This is a genomic window from Microcoleus sp. EPA2 (assembly GCA_020882975.1).
Taxonomy (GTDB): Bacteria; Cyanobacteriota; Cyanobacteriia; order Cyanobacteriales; family Microcoleaceae; genus Microcoleus.
Window position 1 is genome coordinate 131099 of sequence record JAHRFD010000013.1, and the last position, 23764, is coordinate 154862.

18 protein-coding genes are annotated in these 23764 nt (G+C 44.0%); 11 read left to right on the top strand and 7 right to left on the bottom strand.

The window, feature by feature from the left end; all coding sequences use genetic code 11:
• Positions 1-30: 30 nt before the first annotated feature.
• Complete coding sequence (locus AAFP14_RS14035) at positions 31-699, bottom strand: L-threonylcarbamoyladenylate synthase (RefSeq protein ID WP_341732864.1); 669 nt, start codon at positions 697-699, stop codon at positions 31-33.
• Positions 700-774: 75 nt separating this feature from the next.
• Here AAFP14_RS14035 and larC point away from each other — a divergent pair, with 75 nt between their 5' ends.
• A complete protein-coding gene (larC, locus tag AAFP14_RS14040) occupies positions 775-2340 on the top strand; it encodes a nickel pincer cofactor biosynthesis protein LarC (RefSeq protein ID WP_341732865.1) in 1566 nt (521 codons plus the stop codon).
• Between the two features lie 27 nt (positions 2341-2367).
• Here larC and AAFP14_RS14045 read toward each other — a convergent pair whose 3' ends face one another.
• The 5 genes from AAFP14_RS14045 to AAFP14_RS14065 all read right to left on the bottom strand — a co-directional run bounded on the left by AAFP14_RS14045 (position 2368) and on the right by AAFP14_RS14065 (position 7226).
• Positions 2368-3093, bottom strand: coding sequence for a DevA family ABC transporter ATP-binding protein (locus AAFP14_RS14045; RefSeq protein WP_341732866.1), 726 nt, complete (start codon positions 3091-3093; stop codon positions 2368-2370).
• A 40-nt stretch (positions 3094-3133) separates the two neighbouring features.
• Positions 3134-4288 carry an ABC transporter permease DevC gene (gene devC / locus AAFP14_RS14050; RefSeq protein WP_341732867.1) on the bottom strand — a complete coding sequence of 385 codons (1155 nt, stop codon included), beginning with the start codon at positions 4286-4288 and terminating at the stop codon, positions 3134-3136.
• 172 nt (positions 4289-4460) lie between these two features.
• The gene (locus AAFP14_RS14055) at positions 4461-5093 is read right to left on the bottom strand and encodes a CatB-related O-acetyltransferase (protein ID WP_341732868.1); all 633 of its coding nucleotides are present in this window, start codon (positions 5091-5093) and stop codon (positions 4461-4463) included.
• A gap of 34 nt (positions 5094-5127) precedes the next feature.
• Complete coding sequence (locus AAFP14_RS14060) at positions 5128-6636, bottom strand: HlyD family efflux transporter periplasmic adaptor subunit (RefSeq protein WP_341732869.1); 1509 nt, start codon at positions 6634-6636, stop codon at positions 5128-5130.
• On the bottom strand, positions 6633-7226 hold the full coding sequence (locus tag AAFP14_RS14065) for a TetR/AcrR family transcriptional regulator (RefSeq protein WP_341732870.1): 594 nt from the start codon (positions 7224-7226) through the stop codon (positions 6633-6635). Before AAFP14_RS14065 ends, AAFP14_RS14060 begins: the two co-directional genes overlap by 4 nt.
• Before the next feature lie 286 nt (positions 7227-7512).
• Between AAFP14_RS14065 and AAFP14_RS14070 the strand changes: the two genes are divergently transcribed.
• The 4 genes from AAFP14_RS14070 (at position 7513) to AAFP14_RS14085 (ending at position 12884) form a co-directional block, all read left to right on the top strand.
• Positions 7513-7974: a GNAT family N-acetyltransferase gene (locus AAFP14_RS14070; protein ID WP_341732871.1), complete on the top strand. Its 462-nt coding sequence runs from the start codon at positions 7513-7515 to the stop codon at positions 7972-7974.
• A gap of 48 nt (positions 7975-8022) precedes the next feature.
• Positions 8023-8394, top strand: coding sequence for a DUF2237 family protein (locus tag AAFP14_RS14075; RefSeq protein WP_340524759.1), 372 nt, complete (start codon positions 8023-8025; stop codon positions 8392-8394).
• Positions 8395-8896: 502 nt separating this feature from the next.
• Positions 8897-11206, top strand: coding sequence for a PAS domain-containing sensor histidine kinase (locus tag AAFP14_RS14080; RefSeq protein ID WP_341732872.1), 2310 nt, complete (start codon positions 8897-8899; stop codon positions 11204-11206).
• A 13-nt stretch (positions 11207-11219) separates the two neighbouring features.
• The gene (locus tag AAFP14_RS14085; protein WP_341732873.1) at positions 11220-12884 is read left to right on the top strand and encodes a putative bifunctional diguanylate cyclase/phosphodiesterase; all 1665 of its coding nucleotides are present in this window, start codon (positions 11220-11222) and stop codon (positions 12882-12884) included.
• A 14-nt stretch (positions 12885-12898) separates the two neighbouring features.
• Here AAFP14_RS14085 and AAFP14_RS14090 read toward each other — a convergent pair whose 3' ends face one another.
• Complete coding sequence (locus AAFP14_RS14090) at positions 12899-14173, bottom strand: J domain-containing protein (RefSeq protein WP_341732874.1); 1275 nt, start codon at positions 14171-14173, stop codon at positions 12899-12901.
• Between AAFP14_RS14090 and AAFP14_RS14095 the strand changes: the two genes are divergently transcribed.
• The 6 genes from AAFP14_RS14095 to clpB all read left to right on the top strand — a co-directional run bounded on the left by AAFP14_RS14095 (position 14163) and on the right by clpB (position 23381).
• On the top strand, positions 14163-14294 hold the full coding sequence (locus tag AAFP14_RS14095; RefSeq protein ID WP_341732875.1) for a hypothetical protein: 132 nt from the start codon (positions 14163-14165) through the stop codon (positions 14292-14294). The genes AAFP14_RS14090 and AAFP14_RS14095 overlap by 11 nt on opposite strands.
• A 59-nt stretch (positions 14295-14353) precedes the next feature.
• Positions 14354-17371: a DNA polymerase I gene (gene polA / locus AAFP14_RS14100; RefSeq protein WP_341732876.1), complete on the top strand. Its 3018-nt coding sequence runs from the start codon at positions 14354-14356 to the stop codon at positions 17369-17371.
• A gap of 12 nt (positions 17372-17383) precedes the next feature.
• Positions 17384-17950, top strand: a complete 567-nt coding sequence (locus tag AAFP14_RS14105) for a thermonuclease family protein (protein WP_341732877.1) — start codon at positions 17384-17386, stop codon at positions 17948-17950.
• A gap of 142 nt (positions 17951-18092) precedes the next feature.
• Complete coding sequence (locus AAFP14_RS14110; RefSeq protein WP_341732878.1) at positions 18093-18614, top strand: hypothetical protein; 522 nt, start codon at positions 18093-18095, stop codon at positions 18612-18614.
• A gap of 275 nt (positions 18615-18889) precedes the next feature.
• Positions 18890-20611 (top strand): sensor histidine kinase, encoded by a 1722-nt coding sequence (locus tag AAFP14_RS14115; protein ID WP_341732879.1) that lies wholly within the window; start codon positions 18890-18892, stop codon positions 20609-20611.
• A gap of 154 nt (positions 20612-20765) precedes the next feature.
• Positions 20766-23381 (top strand): ATP-dependent chaperone ClpB, encoded by a 2616-nt coding sequence (gene clpB / locus AAFP14_RS14120; RefSeq protein ID WP_341732880.1) that lies wholly within the window; start codon positions 20766-20768, stop codon positions 23379-23381.
• Positions 23382-23764 lie beyond the last annotated feature (383 nt).

The window sequence follows — 23764 nt, forward strand, 5'->3', positions numbered from 1 at the left end:
AAGCTCGAACAGGGGGGAGTTTCTGCTATACTATGACTCGGCCCAAGCAGCGGCAGCTTCCCATCCCAAACCGCGACGAACAATCACCGGTTCTTTGTCTGTTAAATCTAAGATGGTAGATACTTGATATCCAGGATCGGAACCGTCATCAACAATGATATCTACCAAGTTTTCCAAACAGTCAAATAGTTCAGCTTTGCCAAAGCTTTGTGTGTTGCTGGCGGCTGATGGTGCTTCACCTTCATCATCATCGGTAGTCATGTGAGCGGATGTGGAAATAATAGGATTTCCCAAGGCTTCCAACAGTGTAAAACAAATTGGGCGATCGGGCACGCGAATTCCAGTGGTTTTGCGTTTCGGGTTCATTACTAACTTTGGTACTAACTTGGTAGCTGGTAACAGAAACGTGTAAGGGCCGGGAATTAGTCGCTTGATAATTCGGTAAGCCTCATTGCTGACAGCAGCATACTCGGCAATATTTGACAGAGAAGAACAGAGGAACGTTAAAGGTTTATCATTAGAGAGTTGCTTAATCTGCCGGACTCGTTCTACCGCAGATTTAGCATTGATATCGCAGCCGATCGCATAAACCGTATCAGTCGGATAAAGCATTACGGCCCCAGCTTTTAGGGAAGCTTTAATCTTCTCGATGCGGTCTTTTTGGGGTGTCACTGGATGCACTTCGTAAATAATTGCCATGTTATGATATTGCAGGCTAATTGGGCGATCGAAATATCCGCTGAAACAATCAATGATGAAAATTAATTGTTAATAATGAATAAAATAGCTTATTTTGAATGCCCAACTGGTATTGCTGGCGATATGTGTCTGGGAGCCCTCGTCCATGCCGGCGTACCTTTGGAGTACCTAATTGAAAAATTAAATTTATTGGGAATTTCGACAGAATATCAACTGCGTACCGAATTAGTTCATCGCAATACTCAACAAGCAACTAAATTTCATGTGGATTTGATGGCGGATTTGCCGAAAAAAGCTCAAAATCTGGCTGCTGACTCCACCCTCGATCCCTCGGAAACCGAATCCCCCACCTTCGATCGCACTCACCACCACCACCACCACGGTGACGAACATTCTCACCATCACCAAGATGATGCCGAAACTAGCCACAATCCCCATCGCCACTTGCCAGAAATTGAGCGCATCATCCTCTTGGCCCAGTTACCTCCGCGCGTGGAAGCCTGGAGTTTGGCTGTATTTCGGAAATTGGCAGAGGCTGAAGGTGCCGTACATGGTATCTCCCCAGAGGAGGTGTACTTTCACGAAGTGGGCGCTACGGATGCACTGGTGGATATTATCGGTACTTGTTTGGGTTTGGATTGGTTGGATATTGATGAGTGTTACTTTTCGGCAATGCCCACTGGGGGCGGTACGGTGAAAGCAGCCCACGGTAGATTGGTGGTGCCGACACCGGCGGTGATGCGCTTGTGGGAAATGCACCAAGTGCCGGTTTATAGCAATGGGATCGATCGCGAATTGTGCACGCCAACGGGTACTGCAATCGCCTGTACTCTGGCTTCTGGGTTTGGCCCGCCACCATCTATGCAGATTCAGGCGATCGGGTTGGGTGCCGGTTCTAGAATGCTGGTAATTCCTAATATTTTGCGCCTCTGGATTGGGGAGAAGTCAACCCCCCCCTACCCCGCCCAAGGGGGGAAAATTGGAGGGGAGAAGTCAACCCCCCCCTACCCCCCCCAAGGGGGGAAAGTCGCAGATTCCCCATTCACCCCCCAAGGGGGGAAAGTCGCAGATTCCCCATTCACCCCCCAAGGGGGGAAAGTCGCAGATTCCCCATTCACCCCCCAAGGGGGGAAAGTCGCAGATTCCCCATTCACCCCCCAAGGGGGGAAAGTCGCAGATTCCCCATTTCCCATGAACAATTGCCAAGAAACTATTATGGTATTGGAAACCCAAATTGATGATTTGAGTCCCCAGGCGATCGCCTATGTTTTTGATGCTTTGTTTGTCTGCGGTGCTCTGGATGTTTTTACTCAACCAATTGTGATGAAAAAGTCGCGGCTGGGGGTGTTGTTAACTGTGATTTGTCATCCCGAACATCAGGCTGCTTGCGAAACAGTCATCTTTCGCGAAACTACTACTTTGGGAATTAGGCGATCGACTCAACACAGAACTATTTTGCACAGAGAAATCCAGAAAGTTCAAACCAAGTACGGCCCAGTAAACATCAAAGTTGCCAAGAGTGGAGAAATGATTACTAATGTGCAGCCGGAATACGAAGATTGTGCAGAAATTGCCCGACTTAAAAATATTAGCTGGCGGGAAGTTCATCGTTTGGCGCTGCAAAGTTGGTACGAGAGATGATACAGCAGGCATTCCAGGTTCATGACTTTAATCTGCCAGATTTGTGACTAAATGCCCGTCTTCCATGTAAATAATGCGATCGGCAATATCCAAAATACGATTGTCGTGGGTGACAAGCAAAATTGTGCAACCTTGTTCTTTGGCTAGTTTCTGCATAATTTCTACCACATCTCGCCCGGATTTTTTGTCTAAAGCAGCAGTGGGTTCATCGGCTAATACTATTTTAGGATGGCTGACTAACGCACGGGCGATCGCCACTCTTTGTTTCTGTCCTCCTGACAAATTTTCGGGGTAATAATTAGCCCTCTCTCCCAAACCCACTGCTTCTAACATTGCTATGGACAAAGCATCCATATTCTGATTTAGCATTTCTTTATGCAATTCCAAAGACATTCGCACGTTTTGCTTGGCTGTCAAAAATGTCATCAGATTATGTGCTTGAAAAATATACCCAATTTGCTTTCTCAGTTTGGTTAATTTATTTTTGCTAGCCGAGACTATTTCTTGTCCGAGAATTTTGAGACTCCCTTCCTGGGCAGAACGCAAGCCTCCTAACATGGTTAATAACGTTGTTTTCCCGGAACCGGATGGCCCCGTCATAATTACTATTTCTCCTGGGTTGATATCCAGATTTATGTCAAATAAGGCTTGTTTTTTGAGGGACCCTTGACCGAAGTAGTGATTGAGGTTTTTGACGGAAATTACTGGTTCGGTTGTCGTGGTTGTTTCAGCAGGGAGATTTAGGGTTTCCATGGGGATTTTTGGGGCAAAATTTACCGAAAATTAGCGCTGATTAAAAGATGTCTGCGGGGTCTGCTGATTGAAGTTTCCGAAGAGCGATCGCACCGGAACCTGTACACATCACAATCGTCAAACCTAACACAACAACTGCTCGGTTTGTGGTCATTATAATTGGTAATAAAGTGGCAGATTGTGCGAGAGAATACATTCCATTCGCGATAACAATTCCTGGCAGAAAACCTAAAACTGCTAATAGTAGAGCTTCTTGAATTAAGACTCCTACTAAATAGCGATCGCTATATCCCATTGCTTTTAAAGTAGCATATTCTGCCAAGTGGTCGGAAACATCGGAGTAAAGAATTTGGTAAACAATAATTAGACCCACAATAAATCCGATGATAGTGCCAAATCCAAAAATAAAGCCGATGGGGGTAGCATTTGCCCAGTAAGCTTTCTCGATTTCCGCAAATTCTGCTAAGGTTAAAACTTTAACATCATTGGGTAAAGTTGCTTGTAGCATAGACTGGACTTTTTTGATATCTGCACCAGGTTTAAGGGTGATTAAACCCACATCAATTTCATCGGTTTTCCTTTCGGGAAATAAGTTCATGAATGTGGAGTCACTGACTATGACATTCCCATCAGCCGTGAAAGAAGTGCCCAGGGTAAATAAACCCGATACTTGAATGTTGCGTTTATTTAGTTCAGTTTCAAGGCTGGATTCTTTCTGGATAATTTGGGCAATATCGCCATATTCAGGTCTCGAAGATTGGTCGAATAAGGCATGATTAAACATTTGAATTTTATCGAGTTGTTTGTTGACATCTGGCAAATTAAATGTTATGTTTCCCGGATCTACTCCAAAAATTAAAATTGCTCTCGTAGTGCGATTGGTGGGATTTCGCCACCGCCCAATATCAATATGCAAAGAAGTTACAGATTTGACTCCTTCAAATCCTTGGGCTTGGTATAATCTATCTCTTTTGAAACTTTTTACCGCAGCAAATGTTTCAAATTGAGGATTGATTAACACTAAGTCTGTTTGTAAACTTTGGTGCGGTTTGATGGCCGAATCGAAAAGTGCATCTCGGAATCCTAGTTGCACGAAGATTAGGATATCTGCAAAGGCAATGCCGGCAATGGCAACTGCAAGGCGGGTTTTTTCTCTGGTTACTTGCAACCATGCAAGGGGTGTTTTACGAAACATATAATTTGGGAATGGGGAATGGGGAATTGGTTATTGGTTATTGGTTATTGGTTATTGGTTATTGGTTATTGGTTATTCGTAGGGGCGAAGCATGACCGCAGACAATTTATTAGCTCGCGCCTGAGATTTACAGCGGCCATGCTTCGCCCTTACCAAATCGGGATGCTCCCTTTTATTCCGCATCTATCAGTGCTTGAATATCTCTGTTCATAATCAAGTTAATATGGCGCGTAATCTTGTCAATTTGCCAATCCCACCACCTAATTTCTAATAGTTGTGCAACTTCAGCATCGCTGAAACGCTGTTTGATTATACCTGCGGGATTTCCACCGACAATGGTGTAAGCCGGAACATTTTTTACCACCACAGATTTCGCTGCAATCACCACACCATCACCGATTTTGACTCCTGGCATAATCACTGCTTCGTAACCAATCCACACATCATTACCAATCACAATATCTCCTTTACTTGGCAGTTCCATTAATAAATTCATGGCCGTTTCCCAACCCTTGCCAAAAATTGGAAAAGGATAGGTTGAAATGCCGTCCAATTTGTGGTTAGCACCATTCATGATGAATTTGACATTGGTGGCGATCGCACAAAATTTACCAATAATTAATCTGTCGTCTCCGTAGTTGTAAAGTACATTTTCCTCGAAGTGTTCAGGACCATTCGGATCGTCATAGTATGAGTAATCCCCGACCATAATATTAGGCGATTTCACAAAGTTTTTGATAAAACCTACCCGCGACTGGTCTATCATGGGATAAGGTAGGTTTTGATCTGGACCAAATTCTGCCATAACTTGCCATCCTTAAAGGTTCGGATTCGGGACTTTAGTCTTTCTGAATTGCTACCATTACCTGCAAGTTTGTCAACCCTTCAACTTGTTTGCTACCTTCAGAATTCAAGTGAATTTTTACTTCCACTACTCGGCTGTCCAAGTTTTCTCCCGGTTGGTTGCTAAACACATTTTGTTTGCTGACTTTCAATCCAATCTCTTGAACAACTCCTGGCAATTCTCCGGGAAATGCTTGGCTGGTGACATTTGCTTTTTGACCGACTTTTATTTTACTAATATCAGTTTGATAAACTTCGGCTACTACTACCATTTGCTCAGTTTTTCCTACATCGACAATTCCTTCATCGCTAATTTTTTCGCCGGGGCGAGTATGAATTTTGAGGATTTTTCCGGGAGTTGGGGTGCGGATATAAGCTTGATTTAATTCCGCTTGGGCAAGCTTGACTTGGGCGATCGCACTATTGATTTCTGTTTCGGCTGCTTCTATGTCCACCGGGCGTACTTCGGCTATTTTTTCGAGAGTGGCTTTCGCTTCTTCTAGTTGTTGGCTACCACTTCCTTTGATGCGTTTGAGATTGGCTTCGGCTTCATTTAGCTGCTGTTTGGCTGTATTATTAATTCTGGCAAGATTGGCTTCGGCTTCCTTCAGTTGCTGTTTGGCTGTATTGTTGATTCGATCGAGATTGGCTTGGGCTTCTTCAAGTTGCTCTGTTGCTGTACTATTAATCCTGCTGAGATTTGCTTGAGCTTCTTTAACTTGCTGGCTGTTGGTTTCTACTGCTAGCTTTTTGGTATCCATTACGGATTTAGAAATTGCACCTTCAACCACAAGTTGTTGATTTCGCACGTATTCAGATTGTGCATTATTTAACTCTGCTTGCAACTTGTTAATCGCTGCTATTTGTGCTTGTTTTTCTCCTTTCCACTGTGCATTTATGCGGCTAATAGTTGCTGTTTGAGCTTTCTTTTCTCCTTCCCACTGGGCGCTGATTCTGTTTATTGTTGCTTGCTGGGCGCTTCTGTCTCCTTCCCATTGGGCAAGGAGGCGATCGACTGTTGCTTGTTGTGCTGTTTGATTCCCTTGCAATTCTGCTGTTAGCTTGCCAATTGTCGCTGATTGTGCTGCAATTTCTCCTGATTTTGCACCGGCTTTGACTTTTGCTAAATTTGCTTCGGCAACTTTTACTTTTTCTTTGGCTTCGTCTAAGGCAGATTTTAGCCGATCGCCTGCATCCAAAATTGCGATTAACTGCCCAGCTTTCACCGCATCGCCTTCTTTGACTAAAATCTGGGAAATGCGATCGCCATTGAGATTTTGCGATACTCCCAACCGAATCACTTCTCCTTGGGGTTCCAATCTTCCTAAAGCGGTTATTTTCCTAGCTGGAGGAGTTGTTTCCACAGGCAAAGGTTCAGCACTTTCACTGATAATTCCCGACTGAGAAATTCCGTAAAAAGCAGTACCCACGCTAATTAAAGCGCCAGCAATTACTAATCCCGTTAGCAATCGATTGTGAGGTTTGATGTAATCTTGAAAGTTCATATATCTCCTCTATTTCCCTTGGTTTTTTCTAGATAAGCGACCAACATCTCTTTTAATAAATTCGCTTGTTCCGTGAAAGAAATCCTTTCACCTTGATAAAATCTTCTTCCCAACAAACCATCAACATAGTTGATGATAAATATCGGAATTTCTGGATTGGAGATGCCTAAGTAGCAGCCTACGGCTTCTTCATAACGCTTTCCTGCTTCCTGAAGAGCCTGATTACTTTCAACCTCTTGCCGAGTTTTGTGATGACAAAAATCAAAAGTAATTGACAAACTTTTGACAATATAATCCTCACTTTTACAGACATATTCCATCAGTTTTTCAATCTTTTCGGCTAGGGTTGGTGGATTTCCTAATTCCGCCAGCGCTTCTTCTTTTGTATCTTCATAGCTCAAATATTCAATTAATTGATCGAATAGGCTTTCTTTACTTGGGAAATAGTGGTAAAGCGTGCCTGTAGAAACTCCAATTTCTGAGGCTATTTCACGCATTGTTACTGAGGAATAGCCTTTTTCGGCAAAGATCTCAAAGCATTGGTTCAACAGTTGTTTGCGGTAGAGTTCGTGGTCAACGATCTTTGGCATAAGGTCGATCGATCTGAAATGGTGGATTTTAGATCCTAGGTTATCGAAAATTTAAAATCGATCGAAACATATTACTATATCGAACATCCGATATACTATAACCTAAGTATTAGCTTAGGTTTAGCTGTTGAGTTAGGTTTTTGTATATCGAACATTTGTTATAATTAATCTTGCACAAAGTGGTATATTTTGTCAAGAGGTACAGTAAAATTATTTGAGTCAATGGAAGTGGCAGAAATTAATCCAACTGTATCGATCGCCTTTTTGCACCCTCTGGAAACCAACTATGAAAGTCAGAAACTACGAAATAGGGGATACCGAACAAATTATCAAACTGTTTTATGAAACCGTACACCAAGTAAATATCCAGGATTACACAAAAGCACAAGTAGACGCTTGGGCTCCTGTTGACATCGACCGGGAAAATTGGGTCAAAAGTTTAAGCAATAAATTTACCTTTGTAGCGACAGAAGGTGAGACAATTATAGGTTTTGGAGAATTAGAAACCAACGGCCATATCGATTGCTTTTACTGTCACAAGGACTTTCAAAGGAAAGGAGTAGGCACAAAAATATTAGCACAGATTGAAGCACAAGCCAAAGAATTAGGACTAAAAACAATATTTACCGAAGCCAGTATTACAGCCAAACCTTTCTTTGAAAACCAAAACTTTGTGGTAATTAAACAACAAGAGGTAGCACGGAGAGGGCAAAAATTTATCAACTTTGCCATGAGCAAAAATCTCTAACATTTTTATCGGTATAATTTAGAGAGAATATTTTATCAAGGAGTGGGAATTGTGACAGAAGCTACAAATGTGTTGGGTGGAAAATTAGAAACTTGCTGCACGTCGCCCATGACGGGATATTATCGAGATGGCAAATGCAATACTGGTGGTGGCGACTATGGGGCTCACACAGTTTGCGCTCAATTGACAGCAGATTTTTTGCAATTCAGCAAGTCGAGGGGAAATGATTTGATAACTCCCGTCCCAGCATTTAATTTTCCCGGTTTAAAACCAGGGGATTGCTGGTGTTTATGTGCGTCACGCTGGAAAGAAGCGATGGATGCTGGAGTTGCACCCAAGGTGGTTTTGTCAGCGACTCATGCCTTAACTTTGGAATACGTTTCTTTGGATGAATTGAAGCAGCACGCTGCTGATTTGTAGGGAAAATAGTTGACAGTTGACAGTTGACCCTTCGACTCCGGTGGTCTAACCGCGTAGCCGAAGGGTGGAAGGACACGGCGCGCCGCAGTTGACGAATAACTAATAACCAATAACTAATAACTAATAACTAATGACTATATTCAGTATATTTACGCACATTAATCATAACTTTACAATTTTGGGATAGACAAAAGGTGAAGATTACCGAATTGATTTTGGCAAGCCTACCCATAATAGACGTAAAAATACTGATTACCAGTAATGATTTAGCCTGTTGTCGATCGATTGGGATCACAACAGCGCCACGACAGGTAACTCCTAATTGCTTTAAACAAGCTTTATAATATCCTTGATTTACAAAATGAGTATCCCAGTTAACCGTAAGAGTTGACAGGAAAAGTTTATGCTTAAAAAATAGGCTTGCCTAAAAATCAGAGTGCATCTCACAGAAACTATGTCACAGTCTAACCAATCAAGCTATTGCTCCTGTGCGAGGGCGCAAATGCCAGACACTACTACTAACTTGCAGCTCATAGTAGAGCAGCTAACAGCAGAATTAAACAACACCCGCGAGCAACTTCAAGGGGAAATCGATCGCCTCAAAACAGCCAACGAGACTTGGCAAAGAGCGATAGGTGTTGCTCCGATTCTGCTATGGGCGACAGACAAAAACGGCAAATTAACGCTTGCCGAAGGCAAAGGACGAGAAAATTTGGGTTTTTCGCCAGAAGAACTCACCAGAACCTCGATTTTTGAAGTTTACAATCACCATCCAGATATCTATGAAAATATGACTTGGGTATTGGCGGGAAACTCGCGGTATTGGAATGCCCAACAGGGGGATTTAATATACGAAATTCGATCGACACCTGTATACAATTCCCAAGGCGAAGTTGTCGGTGCTGTCGGTGTTTCTACGGAAATAGGGGATGGAGCGCGATCGCCATTGGCATTGCAAAAAGCAAATCAAGAATTACAACGCCAGCTTCAGCAGCAAACAAAAAACTTTCATGCAGCACTTTACGAAAGCGAAAAAAAGTACCGCAATCTCGTCCAAACCTCCCAAGAATTAATTTGGTCCGTCGATATTCAAGGCTTGTTAACCTTTGTCAATGCCGCCGCGGAACGCATCTACGGTTATGAACCACCAGAAATGATCGGGCGCAGTTTCACGGAATTTTTGCTTCCCGAACACAAACCCTTACAAATACAAATATTTGAACAACTTTTAGATAACACCAGCCTTCAGCCCCCAGCACCTAACTATGCTTACGAAACAGTACATCTTCGCAAAGACGGCACTCCCGTTCACCTGCGGGTAAACAGCATCGTTAACCAAGCCGAAAACGGCACTATTTTAGGACTAACTGGTACGGCGACAGATATTAGCGATCGCAAGCGATCGGAAGAAGCTCTAGAAAAAACAACAGACCAACTTTGGGCAGTTTTAAATGCCGTACCGGGATTAATTTCTTGGATGGATTCAGATTTGCGGTATATAGGAGTCAACCAGCACTTAGCAACTTCATTCAAGCGTTCTCCTGAAAGCTTTGTTGGTGAAGAAATAGGGTTTCTCGAACGAGGATCTAACTTTGGACAACTACTGCGGCAATTTTTTGAAAGTTCAGATCGGGAAACATCCCAAGAAATAGAAATAGAAATTAACGGCTCCCTGCGCAACTATTTAATAGTCGCTCAAAAATATCATCAAGGAACCGCAGCAGTGTCTGTAGGAATCGACATTACCGATCGCAAACGCGCCGAGGCTCAAAAAACCAAGTTAATTGCTTCCTTGCAAGAATCAGAACACAAATTTAGGAGCCTTTATGAAGCCACCAGCGACGCAGTAATGTTGCTAAATGAAGAGATATTTTTTGATTGCAACTTCGCTACCTTAAAAATGTTTGGCTGTAGCAAAAAAGAAGATTTCTCTGGTAAACATCCCAGGGATTTATCTCCACCATTTCAGCCTAACGGAGAAGATTCAAAGACTCTTTCCAAACAAAAAATAGCCACAGCCATGGCAACAGGAAGCTGTCGATTTGACTGGGTTCACAAACGACTAGACGGTTCAGAATTTCCCGCAGAAGTGCTGTTAAACAGCATGGAAATTAATGGAGAAAAATTCTTACAAGCAGTAGTGCGCGACATTACGGACCGCAAGCGAGATGAAGAGCAAATCAAAGCTTCCCTCGCCGAAAAAGAAGTGCTACTCCAAGAAATTCATCACCGCGTCAAAAACAACCTGCAAGTTATTTCCAGTTTGCTAAAACTTCAGTCTCGCTATATTCAAGATAGCCACGTTACTGAAATGCTCAAAGAAAGCCAAAACCGTGTCAGATCAATGGCCCTGGTTCACGAGCAATTGTATCAATCCAAAGACTTATCAAAGATTGACTTTGCTGATTATATCCACAACTTAGCCAAAAATTTATTCCAAGCCTATGAAATTAATGCCAAAGGAATTAAATTACAAACCAATATTGCACCATGTTTTTTGAATATTGACACCGCAGTTCCTTGCGGACTAATTATCAACGAATTCGTGACAAATTCGCTAAAGTATGCTTTCCCAGAGCCAAATCAAGGTACAATTCAAATAGACTTTAGTTTCGATGATGACAGGGTTTGTGTGCTAGTCGTTAGCGACAGCGGCATTGGTTTACCCAAAGAATTAGACTATAAAAATTCTCGCACATTGGGCTTGCGTTTAGTAGTATCTTTGGTTAAGCAAATTCGGGGAAATATAGAACTTTTAAAAACTGCCGGGACAGTTTTTAAAATAACATTTTCACAACCACAAATCCACTAGGAGAGCCAACCTCATGTCAAATAATAAAATACTGATAGTCGAAGATGAAAGCATCATTGCTGAAGATCTTTTCGACAGTTTAACAAGTCTGGGATATCAAGTAACTGCGATTGTTTATTCTGGGGAAGAAGCGATTATAGCCGCATCAGAAGTGCGACCAGATTTAGTGTTAATGGATGTGAATTTACAAGGAAAAATAGACGGGATAACCGCGGCAGAAAAAATTAGGTCTCGCTTCCAAATCCCAGTGATTTACCTCACAGCTTATGCCGATGAAAATACTTTGCGACGAGTCAATTCTACTAAACCTTTTGGTTACATCGTCAAACCATTTGAAGAAAAAAACTTGCACACAACTATTCAAATAGCCCTCCACCGACATCACTATGATAGCTTGACAAATCTACCAAATCGTTCCTTGCTTCAAGAGAAGCTAAGTCAGCTATTAAAGGAAAAAACAGAATTGTCAGAATTCATTCCGGTGGTGACTCTCAGCTTAGATAGAATTAACCGGATTAATAGTACCTTGGGACACCATATTGGTGATTTAGTAATTTGCAGTATTGCTCAGCGGCTGAATAACTGTACAAACAAAATTAATCTGGCGGCTCGTTTGGAAGCAGCCGAATTTGCGTTGGTTCTCGAACCTGTTAAAGATAAACAGGATGCGGCCAAGATTGTTCAAAGCATTTTGGAAATTGTCGCCCAAGCCATCATGGTAGAAAGCAGCGAAGTTTACGTCACGGCTAGTATGGGTATTTCTTTGTATCCCGCCGATGGTAGGGATGCAGATAATTTGCTAAAAAATGCTTATACAGCTATGTACTATGCTCAGGAAAAAGGTGGAAATAATTATCAATTTCATGCCCGAAATATTGCAGCTCATTCTATTAATAAACTAGCTCAAGAAATTAGTCTTCGTAATGCTTTAAAACGGTCTGAGTTTGAAGTTTACTATGAGCCGAAAGTAGAAATAAAGAGTGGAAAAATAGTAGGTGCAGAAGCTTTAGTGCGTTGGAACCATCCAGAAATGGGACGGGTTTCCCCTGGAGAATTCATTCCCATGGCGGAAGAAATGGGCTTGATTGCGCCTTTGGGGGAATGGGTATTAGAGACGGCTTGTAGGCAAACTCAAGCTTGGCAAGCCCAGGGTTTGGGTCCGCTAAGAGTAGCAGTCAACGTGTCAGCCCGCCAATTCGATCAAAAAAATCTGACGCAAAGAGTCAGTCAAATATTAACAAAAACTGGTCTCGACCCTAAATATCTGGAATTAGAATTGACGGAAAGTCTGGTGTTGCAAGATGAAACGGCAGTAGCCCAAGCTTTTAGTGTGTGGAAAAAAATGGGAATTAGGGTGGCAATTGACGATTTTGGGACGGGATATGCCTCCTTAAGTTATTCCAAGCGGTTTCCCTTTGATGTGATGAAAATAGATAAGAGTTTTATTCGGAATATTACAGAGGATCGTCAGAATGCAGCGATTACGATCGCGATTATTCAAATGGCACACTCGATGAATATGAAGGTGGTGGCTGAGGGGGTAGAAAATGAACAGGAACTGGCTTTTTTGTGTACTCACGATTGTGACGAAATTCAGGGCTATTTTTTCAGCAAGGCTTTGCCCCAGGATGAGTTTGAAGCGCTGTTGAAAAGCGGTAAACACTGGCATTTAAAATAAATTCAAAAAAATCCCTAAAATTGCTCGGCTAACCAATTTCCCAACCACAGTCCACAACCAGAAGTAGCCACTAACAGAATAGAGGTGTAAAACCCATTCCCAGAGACGATCGACCTTTCGGCGGCCACCATCCTCGCCACAACTCCAGCAATAATCCCGATCGCCACCCAAGCCCCATAGACAGCCTTAGAACCCGCCATTACCAAAGCTAAACCCAGATTCTCGGCACCAGTCAACGCCACCGCACCCGCGATCGCCCCAACTCCCAAGCCAATTAAACCTACAAGCCCCCTAGGGCTGTCAGAATTAACAGATACTTCCCCCATCAGCCCACACAGCAAGCCCACAACCCCCCAACAGATACCCCCCGCCATCGTCCTGATCCAATCCCCAGAAGCAGTTCCAGCCATCAATCCCGTCACTGTCGCGACTCCCGCCACAGCCAACACACCAGCCACAGCCCTAGACTCAGCCTCAGAAGTGGCGATCGCCCCCAAGCCAGCCCCAACCAGAGCCCAAACCATCCCTGTGATTGCGCCTCCCGCCTGAAAACCTGCGATCGACCCCCCCACCGCCCCAGCTAAAACAAAAGCCGCCAACCAAACTCTCGCTGTTACTGAACCCTCCGCCACCAAAATCACCGCCCACAGCCCATCAGCACCACAGATTAAAGTCCACATCCATAGCGGGACGGCAGATTTCGTCAAAATCCAGCTAGTCAAAGCATAACTGGCAAAGGCGATCGCCAGCGGCCACCAAGGAAAGCCAGAATATTTGGGAGATTGTCGCCTGGGAGTAACAAAGTTTCGCGGTTTTGAATATGGAATCGAAAATTGTTGTTTCCGGTTCGAGATAGCCTGGGCATGGCTGGGAGTGTAGAGATTGCCACGCCGCCCTGAAAACCGTTGAGGGTTTTCAGCTTTAAATCCTTTTTGTCTTTTTGAGGTAGCTTTTGGAGAATTTTGACTTTTTTTGAGATTTGCCCTAGTTTTTGGCTTAATAAAGCCCCTTCTGTTGAGTTTTTCACGTACAGGTCCAGGAGTTGCTGCTGTCTCAAACGCAGGTTCGATCGCTTTTAATTCCGGCTGACTCAGAAACGACACCAATTGCTCGTAAGCTTGATTAATCTCTGCTAATCTTTGTTGAGCTTTTTGTTGCAGCCGATCGTTGTGGGCAAAGCGATCGGGATGCCACACAAAGGCCAAATCTCTGTAAGCTTGCTTAACTTGTTCTAAGGAAGCTCCAGGCTCAATTTCTAGGATTGCATAGTATTGGTCAATGTCAGCCATAAACTTCGATCTGGAAAAAGTGCGATCGTACTTCATATCTTCCACTATTCTCAGGCAAGCTGCACAGCCAATAAATTTCAGATTGGGGATGTGGAACTTGAGAATTACTGAGTCGGAATAAATCGATTCATCCTTGAGGAACGATGAGGCGACAACTCGCTACAATGAGAAAATACTTTCGTGCGATCGCCCTCAGTGCCAGTGTCCGCCAATCAAACACCCACCTTCATCCTAGTTGACGGCCACTCTTTGGCCTTTCGCTCCTACTTCGCCTTTGCCAAAAGTCGAGATGGAGGTTTGCGAACTAGCACCGGCATTCCCACCAGCGTCTGTTTCGGCTTTCTTAAGTCTCTGTTGGAAGTCATGGCGGCGATCGCACCAGAATACATGGCGATCGCCTTTGACACCGCCACACCCACCTTTCGCCACGAAGCCGACGAAACCTACAAAGCCGGCCGCGCCGAAACCCCAGAAGATTTTATCCCCGATTTGCAAAACCTCCAAGAACTCCTGGGCTATTTAAACTTACCAGCGATCACCGCTCCGGGCTACGAAGCCGACGATGTTTTAGGAACTTTGGCCAACAAAGCCAGCACCTCCGGTTATGAGGTCAAAATCCTCACGGGCGATCGAGATTTATTTCAATTAGTAGACACCGCTAAAAAAATCAGTGTTTTATACTTAAGCACAGATGAATTAAGGCGATCGGGAAAAGGCAAATCCCAAGAATACGGTCCCGAACAAGTCCAAGAAAAACTCGGCATATTGCCCCAACAAGTAATAGATTACAAAGCCCTCTGCGGCGACAAATCCGACAACATTCCCGGAGTCAAAGGCATTGGCGACAAAACCGCCATCCAACTCCTAACTACTTACAACTCCCTGGACGGAATTTATGCAGCGATAGACGAAATCAAAGGAGCCACCAAGAAAAAATTAGAAGAAGGAAAAGCAGCAGCCTATCATTCTCAGCACATGGCAACCATCGTCCAAGACGTTCCCTTAGAAGTAGAACTAGAAAATTGCCAGCTCAAAGGTTTTGATGAAGCAGCATTGATACCGATGCTAGAAAAATTAGAATTTAAGACATTTTTAAGCAAAGTCAAACAAATTCAACAACGTTTCGGCGGTGTAGAAGAGAAAGCAGAACCAATCAGCAATAACCAAGAAGCAGTCTCCTCCAACAGTGGAACAGAAAACTTACCTGTTACTATAAATACCAATGACAGTGCCACAGAAAACTTACCTGTAGCTCTTGAAAATTCAGAAGACCTCTGGTTTTGGAGTTATGCTGATACAACAACAGCCCAGGAAGCAAACAAATTACCAATCAAACCCCGGATAATTCAAAACATAGAACAGTTAAATGAATTAGTCAAACTGCTGGAAACCCGCACAGACAAAACAACACCAGTGGCCTGGGATACCGAAACCACCGCCTTAGAACCACGAGACGCCGAATTAGTTGGAATTGGCTGTTGTTGGGGAACCGGCGAACAAGATTTAGCCTATATCCCAACCGGACATAAAACAGGCCAAAACTTAGATAAAACCACAGTTTTAAATACTTTGCGTCCGATTTTAGAAAGCGAAAATTATCCCAAAGCGCTGCAAAATGCTAAATTCGATCGCCTCATCTTCCGCTGTCAGGGAATTAAACTAACAGGAGTCATCTTCGACACCATGCTAGCCAGTTATGTACTCAATCCCGAAACCAGCCACAGCCTCAGCGAATTATCCAGGAAATACTTAGGCATTGTCGCCAAAAGCTACAAAGAATTAGTACCGAAACACAAAACAATTGCTGACATCAGCATTCCCGAAGTAGCAGACTACTGCGGCATGGATGTGTACACCACATTTCAATTAGTAGATAAACTGAGAGCAGAATTAGATGAAGCCGATCGCGATGCGCCATCTAAAAAATCTTTACATCGATTACTGCTCGATGTCGAACAGCCCCTAGAACCAATTTTAGCCGAAATGGAACTTCGTGGCATTCGCATTAATTCAGCCTATCTGCAAGAACTCTCACAACAACTAGAACAGAGATTAGCCCAACTCGAAGAAAACACCTATGAAGCAGCGGGGAGAAAGTTCAATTTAGCTTCCCCAAAACAACTAAGCGAAATCTTATTAGAAAAAATCCCAGAAGAGTTTCAAAAAAAATCTCGCAAAACCAAAACAGGATACTCCACCGATGCCGCTGTTTTGGATAAACTCCAAGGAGACCACCCGATTGTAGATGATTTATTAGAACACCGAACATTATCCAAATTGAAATCTACCTATGTGGATGCTTTGCCCCAGTTAGTGCGTGCAGATACCGGGCGAGTGCATACAGATTTTAACCAGACTGCTACCGGGACGGGCAGGCTTTCTTCTTCCAATCCAAATTTACAGAATATTCCCATCCGTACCGAATTTTCGCGACAAATTCGCAAGGCTTTTTTACCAGAATCAGGTTGGCTGATGGTGTCGGCTGACTATTCTCAAATTGAACTGCGAATTTTAGCTCATTTGAGTCAAGAACCTGTGTTAATTGAAGCTTATCAAAATAACAGAGATGTGCATACAGTCACGGCTCAATTATTATTTGAAAAAGCAGAAGTTACGCCGGATGAAAGACGGTTTGGCAAAACGATTAATTTTGGGGTAATTTATGGGATGGGGGCGATTAAGTTTGGCAAATCTATGGGCAAAAGCGCCGCCGATGGTAAAAAGTTTATTGAACGATTTAACCAGCGTTATAGTCAAGTATTTGAATATTTGGAGAAAGTCAAAAAAGAGGCGATCGCCCTTGGCTATGTTTCCACCATACTCGGCCGCCGCCGTTACTTAAACTTCGATCGCCTCAGCGACTTAAAAGGCACTAACCCCGAAGACATCCACCCCGATAGACTTAAATCTCTCAGCCGAGATGACGCCCAATCTTTGCGGGCGGCAGCCAACGCTCCCATCCAAGGCTCCAGTGCTGATATCATTAAACTTGCCATGATAGAAGTCAACCAAGTTTTGCAAAACTATCAGGCGCGATTGCTGCTGCAAGTTCACGACGAATTAATCTTTGAAGTACCTCCCCAGGAATGGGAAGAATTGCAGCCAAAAATCAAAGATGCTATGGAAAATGCCCTACCTTTGAGTGTACCATTGATAGTTGACATCCACGCGGGTCAAAATTGGATGGAAACTAAATAAAAACCGAGAACTATGAATCAAAGAAAAATGACTATTTTCCGAGTAATGACAAGATTGATGACCTTAAGTATGGTATTGTTACTATTCGGATGTCCCCAAAAAATAGCAGCAAATAACTATGCTGTCAAACGAGTGAGCGATGGCGATACCCTTGTCGCCAGTGACAGCACTGGCAAAGATATCAAAGTGCGTTTTGCCTGTGTAGATGCACCGGAAGTTCCCCACACAAATGCTGAAAAGAATAGCAAAGCAGCAGCCCAAAAAAATCAATTTAAATGGGGAAATTTAGCGCAACAAAGAACACAGCAGCTAGTGAAACAAGGAGGCGATCGAGTGGTTTTGACTGTCACCGATACCGATCGCTACGGACGCCAAATCAGCGAAGTTCGCTTACCAAACGGCACATTTGTGCAAGAAGTTTTGACTAGCGAAGGACTAGCAATGGTTTATCGTCCTTACTTAAAAAACTGTCCCAGCGCCAGTATTCTGGAACAAGCCGAAGCAGCAGCTAAGAAAAATCGCCGCGGCGTTTGGGGAGATTCCAAGTTTGTGCCAGCTTGGGATTTTCGTAAGAAATGATTGAGTCATTAGTCAAATCCCCAATTCCCAATTCCCTGTTTGGCCAATTCCCAACAAATGTGATAGGCTCCAGATAACTCAATAGATTGCTGACAAAAGCAGTCTATTGCAATCACCCACAAATTAGCTTTAGGGGACATCAATGAATACCAAACATCTGGTTATTTCTGGTATCGCACTGCTGCTGGGTACGGCAATGGTAGGAAAGGCGATCGCCCAAGAACTCACTAACGAGCAAAAAACTGTTACTTGTCGCTTAAAAACAGAAATTGAACAGCGAAAATCCCAAGGTAAAAAATTAGTATTTGTGCCTTTATTTGGCACTGTTCGTAAACAAGTGTCCTCTCCTTTTAGAGCGACGCTACATCCAGATGTAGAGTATGTTTTTGCAGCTACCTGTGACGGCAATTGCCAGGATTTAAACCTAACTCTCACCGATGTCAACGGTAAGGAAATCGCCACCAGTCAAAAGGCAGGCGAACTCGCCACAATCTCTTTTACTCCTCCATCCCAAGGTGAATATCAAATCACCGCTAAGCCTGGGGAATGTACAAAAGCAGAGGGTTGTAGTTTCGGTATGGGAATCTTCGCTCCCGCCAATGCGAGCATACCTAATGCTTCCAAAATTCCTCCTGAGCTAGCACAATTTCGAGTTTGCCAGTAGAGGAAAGTTGCAAATTTTCAGCTCCTCCCCCTGTCGTCAGGTGCGGGGGATTTTACATTAACTGCGGGGGCTTTTTACACAGACAGATTTTGGTTAACAGTCCACAGTTAACCACACCCATGAATTTCGCAAAATGTCAAGTAGAGCAGGTAGCGGAATTATGCAAGGACCCCATAAATCACGAAATTTGTCGATCGACTAACAACTTATTTACGGTCAGGCTGCCATCAATTACAATTTAGGTAGTGCCTTTCTGGGTAACGAGTACATTGCCCATGTCTTTAACTTTAATCTTGAAAAATCAACTCCAGAACCCTCCTCAAACAGGGTTAAAGCATCTATTCAGTCGCTTGGGTATCAGGCAGAAAATCGGCTGCGGATACGCCTTGGTCATTAGTATTGCTATGTTGGGCGCGGTGACGGGACGGGCAGTGGAATCCTATTGCAAACACCAGGTTAGGGAACAACTGGCGATCGAGCGAGACAAAGCTGAAATCTTGACCAACCTTAATAATATCGCCCAGGAAGTCAGGATTCACCAGTTGTTGCTGGTGAGTCTGACGAAAAAACCGCAAATTTTCGATCGCGAACGCTCGGACTTTCTCAGTCGCGTGGCTCAGATGAGCGCAGAACTAGAACAACTGCAAAGCCTCCCGCGGACTTCAAATCACGGCTTAGTCCCAGATTATCAAAAAATTCAAGAGTTCGCTAAAGCCAACAATAAAGCAGTAGAAACTTACTTCCAACAAGTCCAGAAACTATTAGGGAATGGGAAATTATCTGATTTGAATCCTAAACAGCGGCAGGTGTTCGAGCGCAACTGGAATAATTTTGCCACAGGCGACAGCGCTTTTAAACTGGAAAAATTTTCCCAGGATTCCGCCCAACTAGCGGGTACTTTTCGCGACAAAGCAGACGAAGTATTCAGAACCTATGACCAAGCTGAAAAACTGGGAACTCTAATTCTCGTCTGTTCTCTAGGAATATCAGCAGCGATCGCAGCCATGTTAGCAGCATACACCAGCGGTGCGATCGCCGGCCCCCTAGAAGCCACCACCCTCATCGCTCAGCGAGTTACCGAAGAATCGAACTTTGACCTACAAGCGCCTGTCACCAATCCCGACGAAGTAGGACTGCTAGCAATTTCCCTCAACGAACTCATTCAACGAGTAGCAGAATATACAGAAGACTTGCAGGAAGCGAAAATAGCAGCCGAAGCAGCCAACCGCTCCAAAAGTGCATTTCTGGCCAACATGAGCCACGAACTGCGTACCCCCCTCAACGCCATCATCAACTACAGCGAAATGCTGCAAGAAGATGCTCAAGATTCCGGTTCTGAAGACTTTCTGCCCGACTTACAAAAAATTCAAACAGCAGGCAAACACCTGTTGGATATGATTAGCGATATCCTGGATATTTCCAAAATTGAAGCCGGTCACGTCACCCTTTATTTAGAAAACTTCGATGTAGCCACAATGATTGAAGAAGTGATGACTACGGCTCAACCATTAGTAGAAAAAAAAGGCAATGCTTTAGCACTAAAAACCGAAGGTGAACTAGGTACGATGTACGCCGACCAGCCCAAAGTGCGCCAAATTCTGCTCAACTTGCTCAGCAACGCCGCCAAATTCACCGAAAAAGGTGTGATTACCATTGGGGTAGAAAGAATGAAAATTGACAAACTCCGACCGATAAAAAGGACTAAAAATAAGGAAGATTCTATCTCTAATTCATACTATACTGCTCAAGTTTTAGTCTTTCGAGTCAGCGACACTGGCATAGGGATGACAGAGGAGCAATTGCAGCAGATATTTAAGCCTTTTATTCAAGCCGATGCTTCAACTACTCGCAAGTATGGAGGGACTGGTTTGGGATTGACAATTAGTCAACGTTTGTGTCAAATTTTGGGTGGCGAAATTAGTGTCGAAAGCCAAGATGGTAAAGGTTCAACTTTTACTGTCAGCCTCCCAGAACGGGTGACGATGCAAGTATTGTAAAACTTCACTGCCAGAAAGGACGGAAATCCTATCTTCAGATAGCGGAATACCGATCGCCCGATCGCCACTAACTCCCTACAATGACAATTATACGGGCGATCGAGCATTAGCCTCGCTAAGCATCGCTCTTTGTGAATTCAGGGAATTAAAATTTATGCAACCCAATAATCCAAACCAATTTACCGAAAAAGCCTGGGAAGCCCTGTCTCGGACTCCCGAACTCGTCAAAGCAGCCCAGCAGCAGCAGCTAGAAAGCGAACACTTGATGAAAGCTTTGCTGGAACAAGAATCGGGACTAGCTAGCAGCCTATTTAATAAAGCAGGCGTATCATTAGCCAAATTTCGCGATCGTACCGATGAGTTTATCAGCCGCCAGCCGAAAATCTCTGGTAGTACCAACAATGTTTATCTCGGCCGTTCTCTCGACACTTTACTCGATCGGGCCGAAGCTTACCGCAAAGATTATGGTGATGAATTTATTTCCGTCGAACACCTGATACTAGGATACGTCAAAGACGATCGCTTTGGCAAAAATCTGTTACAAGAATTTAAACTAAATGAAGCCAAACTCAAAGAAATAATTACCCAAGTCCGGGGGAACAACAAAGTGACCGACCAAAATCCAGAAGGCAAATACGAAGCGCTGGAAAAATACGGCCGAGACTTGACCGAAGCAGCCCGTCAAGGCAAACTCGATCCAGTCATCGGACGAGATGACGAAATCCGCCGCACGATTCAAATATTGAGCCGACGCACCAAAAACAACCCCGTATTAATCGGAGAACCGGGAGTAGGAAAAACCGCCATCGCCGAAGGACTCGCCCAGCGAATTATCACCGGAGATGTCCCCCAATCTCTCAAAGACAGACAATTAATCAGCTTAGATATGGGCGCATTAATTGCCGGTGCAAAATTCCGAGGAGAATTTGAAGAACGCTTGAAAGCAGTCCTCAAAGAAGTGATGGACAGCAACGGGAAAGTCATCTTATTTATCGATGAAATTCACACCGTTGTCGGTGCCGGTGCTACCCAAGGTTCCATGGATGCAGGCAACTTATTGAAACCGATGTTAGCGAGGGGAGAATTGCGCTGTATCGGCGCTACAACTCTCGATGAATACCGCAAATATCTGGAAAAAGATGCAGCCCTAGAACGCCGTTTTCAACAGGTTTACGTTGACCAACCAACAGTAGAAGATACTGTGTCGATTCTGCGCGGTTTGAAGGAACGTTACGAAGTACACCACGGCGTGAAAATCTCCGACAGCGCCCTAGTGGCGGCGGCTACTTTGTCAACCAGATATATTAGCGATCGCTTTTTGCCAGACAAAGCCATTGACCTAGTGGACGAAGCGGCGGCTAAACTCAAAATGGAGATTACATCCAAACCGGAAGAACTAGACGAAATCGACCGCAAAATTTTGCAGCTAGAAATGGAAAGACTCTCGCTGCAAAAAGAAAGCAATGCTGCTTCCATTGAACGTTTGGAAAGACTGGAAAAAGACTTAGCCAACCTCAAAGAACAGCAAAGCGGTTTGAATGCTCAATGGCAATCGGAAAAAGGTGTCATTGGTAGCATTCAAAAAATCAAAGAACAAATCGACAAGGTGAATATTGAAATTCAACAAGCTGAGTTGAAATACGACCTCAACCGGGCTGCTGAATTGAAATATGGAACCTTAACTCAGTTGCAAAAACAACTGCAAGAAGCAGAATCTCAACTAACAGCAACTCAAACTACAGGTCAAACTCTGCTGCGGGAAGAAGTCACTGAATCGGACATTGCCGAAATCATTTCTAAGTGGACGGGAATTCCGATTAGTAAGTTAGTTGAATCGGAAATGCAGAAACTTCTGCACTTGGAAGATGAACTGCACAAGCGGGTAATTGGTCAGGATGAAGCGGTGACTGCGGTTGCAGATGCCATTCAGCGATCGCGCGCAGGTTTAGCCGATCCCAACCGTCCCGTTGCTAGTTTTATATTCCTCGGCCCCACGGGTGTGGGCAAAACCGAATTAGCTAAAGCCTTAGCGTCTTATCTGTTTGATACAGAAGAGGCGATCGTGCGCATTGATATGTCGGAATACATGGAGAAACACGCAGTTTCTCGCTTAATTGGTGCGCCTCCGGGATACGTCGGCTACGATGAAGGTGGACAGTTAACTGAGGCTGTGCGCCGCCGTCCTTACTCGGTGATTCTATTCGATGAAATCGAGAAAGCACACCCGGATGTCTTCAATATCATGCTGCAAATTCTCGATGACGGCCGCGTTACCGACGCTCAAGGTCACACAGTTGACTTTAAGAATTCTGTGATTATTATGACATCGAATGTCGGCTCTCAATACATTTTAGATGTAGGGGGAGATGAGGAACAAATGCGGAGTCGGGTGATGGAAGCGATGCGGGGAACTTTCCGCCCGGAATTCTTGAACCGGATTGATGAAATGATTATTTTCCACAGTTTGACTAAGCCAGAATTGCGCCAGATTGTGCTATTGCAAATTAAGCGGTTGGAAAAACGTTTGGCCGATCGCAAAATGTCTCTAAAATTGTCGGAATCTGCTCTTGATTTCTTAGCAGAAATAGGCTACGACCCGGTGTATGGTGCGCGGCCTTTGAAGCGGGGAATTCAACGGGAGTTGGAAACGCAAATGGCGAAGGGTATTTTGCGAGGAGATTTTATAGATGGGGATACGATTTTTGTGGATATCGAGAATGAAAGGTTGGCGTTTAAAAGGTTGCCGGCCGAGTTGGTGACAGTTAAATAATCTTAGTAAGGTGGGCTGAGGCTCACCTTATTTTTTTGAGTAGCGATCGTTCTTGTTTTAACAGCAGGTAATATAAAATCCTGTCTTCATCGTCCTGTATTAAACTCTCTCTTCTCTTCCTTCGCGTCCTTAGCGCCTTCGCGGTTAAATCATTCCGACACAACCGGAATTGATATAAATGGCGGGCGGGAAGCCCGCGCCACAAGGGATGGGGCATCGCTTAAGGGCGATCGCCTTTTGATTTATCCTGTTTCAACTGCTACATAAGATTGACATAAAGCGGACAAGAATGACATCTCGGACACTTAAAACTTACTTCCTGCTTCTACGTAGGGAGTCGGCTCCTTCTACTCTACAGGCGTGAATTCAGGATTAGCCATCCT

What these genes read in the sequence shown, in the direction of transcription:
- AAFP14_RS14105 (WP_341732877.1), top strand. Translation starts at nt 17,384, where the DNA reads ATGAATCAAAGAAAAATGACTATTTTCCGAGTAATGACAAGATTGATG.
- devC (WP_341732867.1), bottom strand. Translation starts at nt 4,288, where the DNA reads ATGTTTCGTAAAACACCCCTTGCATGGTTGCAAGTAACCAGAGAAAAA.
- AAFP14_RS14110 (WP_341732878.1), top strand. Translation starts at nt 18,093, where the DNA reads ATGAATACCAAACATCTGGTTATTTCTGGTATCGCACTGCTGCTGGGT.
- larC (WP_341732865.1), top strand. Translation starts at nt 775, where the DNA reads ATGAATAAAATAGCTTATTTTGAATGCCCAACTGGTATTGCTGGCGAT.
- AAFP14_RS14035 (WP_341732864.1), bottom strand. Translation starts at nt 699, where the DNA reads ATGGCAATTATTTACGAAGTGCATCCAGTGACACCCCAAAAAGACCGC.
- AAFP14_RS14115 (WP_341732879.1), top strand. Translation starts at nt 18,890, where the DNA reads ATGTCTTTAACTTTAATCTTGAAAAATCAACTCCAGAACCCTCCTCAA.
- AAFP14_RS14080 (WP_341732872.1), top strand. Translation starts at nt 8,897, where the DNA reads ATGCCAGACACTACTACTAACTTGCAGCTCATAGTAGAGCAGCTAACA.
- AAFP14_RS14095 (WP_341732875.1), top strand. Translation starts at nt 14,163, where the DNA reads ATGTCAGCCATAAACTTCGATCTGGAAAAAGTGCGATCGTACTTCATA.
- AAFP14_RS14070 (WP_341732871.1), top strand. Translation starts at nt 7,513, where the DNA reads ATGAAAGTCAGAAACTACGAAATAGGGGATACCGAACAAATTATCAAA.
- AAFP14_RS14085 (WP_341732873.1), top strand. Translation starts at nt 11,220, where the DNA reads ATGTCAAATAATAAAATACTGATAGTCGAAGATGAAAGCATCATTGCT.
- AAFP14_RS14055 (WP_341732868.1), bottom strand. Translation starts at nt 5,093, where the DNA reads ATGGCAGAATTTGGTCCAGATCAAAACCTACCTTATCCCATGATAGAC.
- clpB (WP_341732880.1), top strand. Translation starts at nt 20,766, where the DNA reads ATGCAACCCAATAATCCAAACCAATTTACCGAAAAAGCCTGGGAAGCC.
- AAFP14_RS14065 (WP_341732870.1), bottom strand. Translation starts at nt 7,226, where the DNA reads ATGCCAAAGATCGTTGACCACGAACTCTACCGCAAACAACTGTTGAAC.
- AAFP14_RS14045 (WP_341732866.1), bottom strand. Translation starts at nt 3,093, where the DNA reads ATGGAAACCCTAAATCTCCCTGCTGAAACAACCACGACAACCGAACCA.
- AAFP14_RS14090 (WP_341732874.1), bottom strand. Translation starts at nt 14,173, where the DNA reads ATGGCTGACATTGACCAATACTATGCAATCCTAGAAATTGAGCCTGGA.
- AAFP14_RS14060 (WP_341732869.1), bottom strand. Translation starts at nt 6,636, where the DNA reads ATGAACTTTCAAGATTACATCAAACCTCACAATCGATTGCTAACGGGA.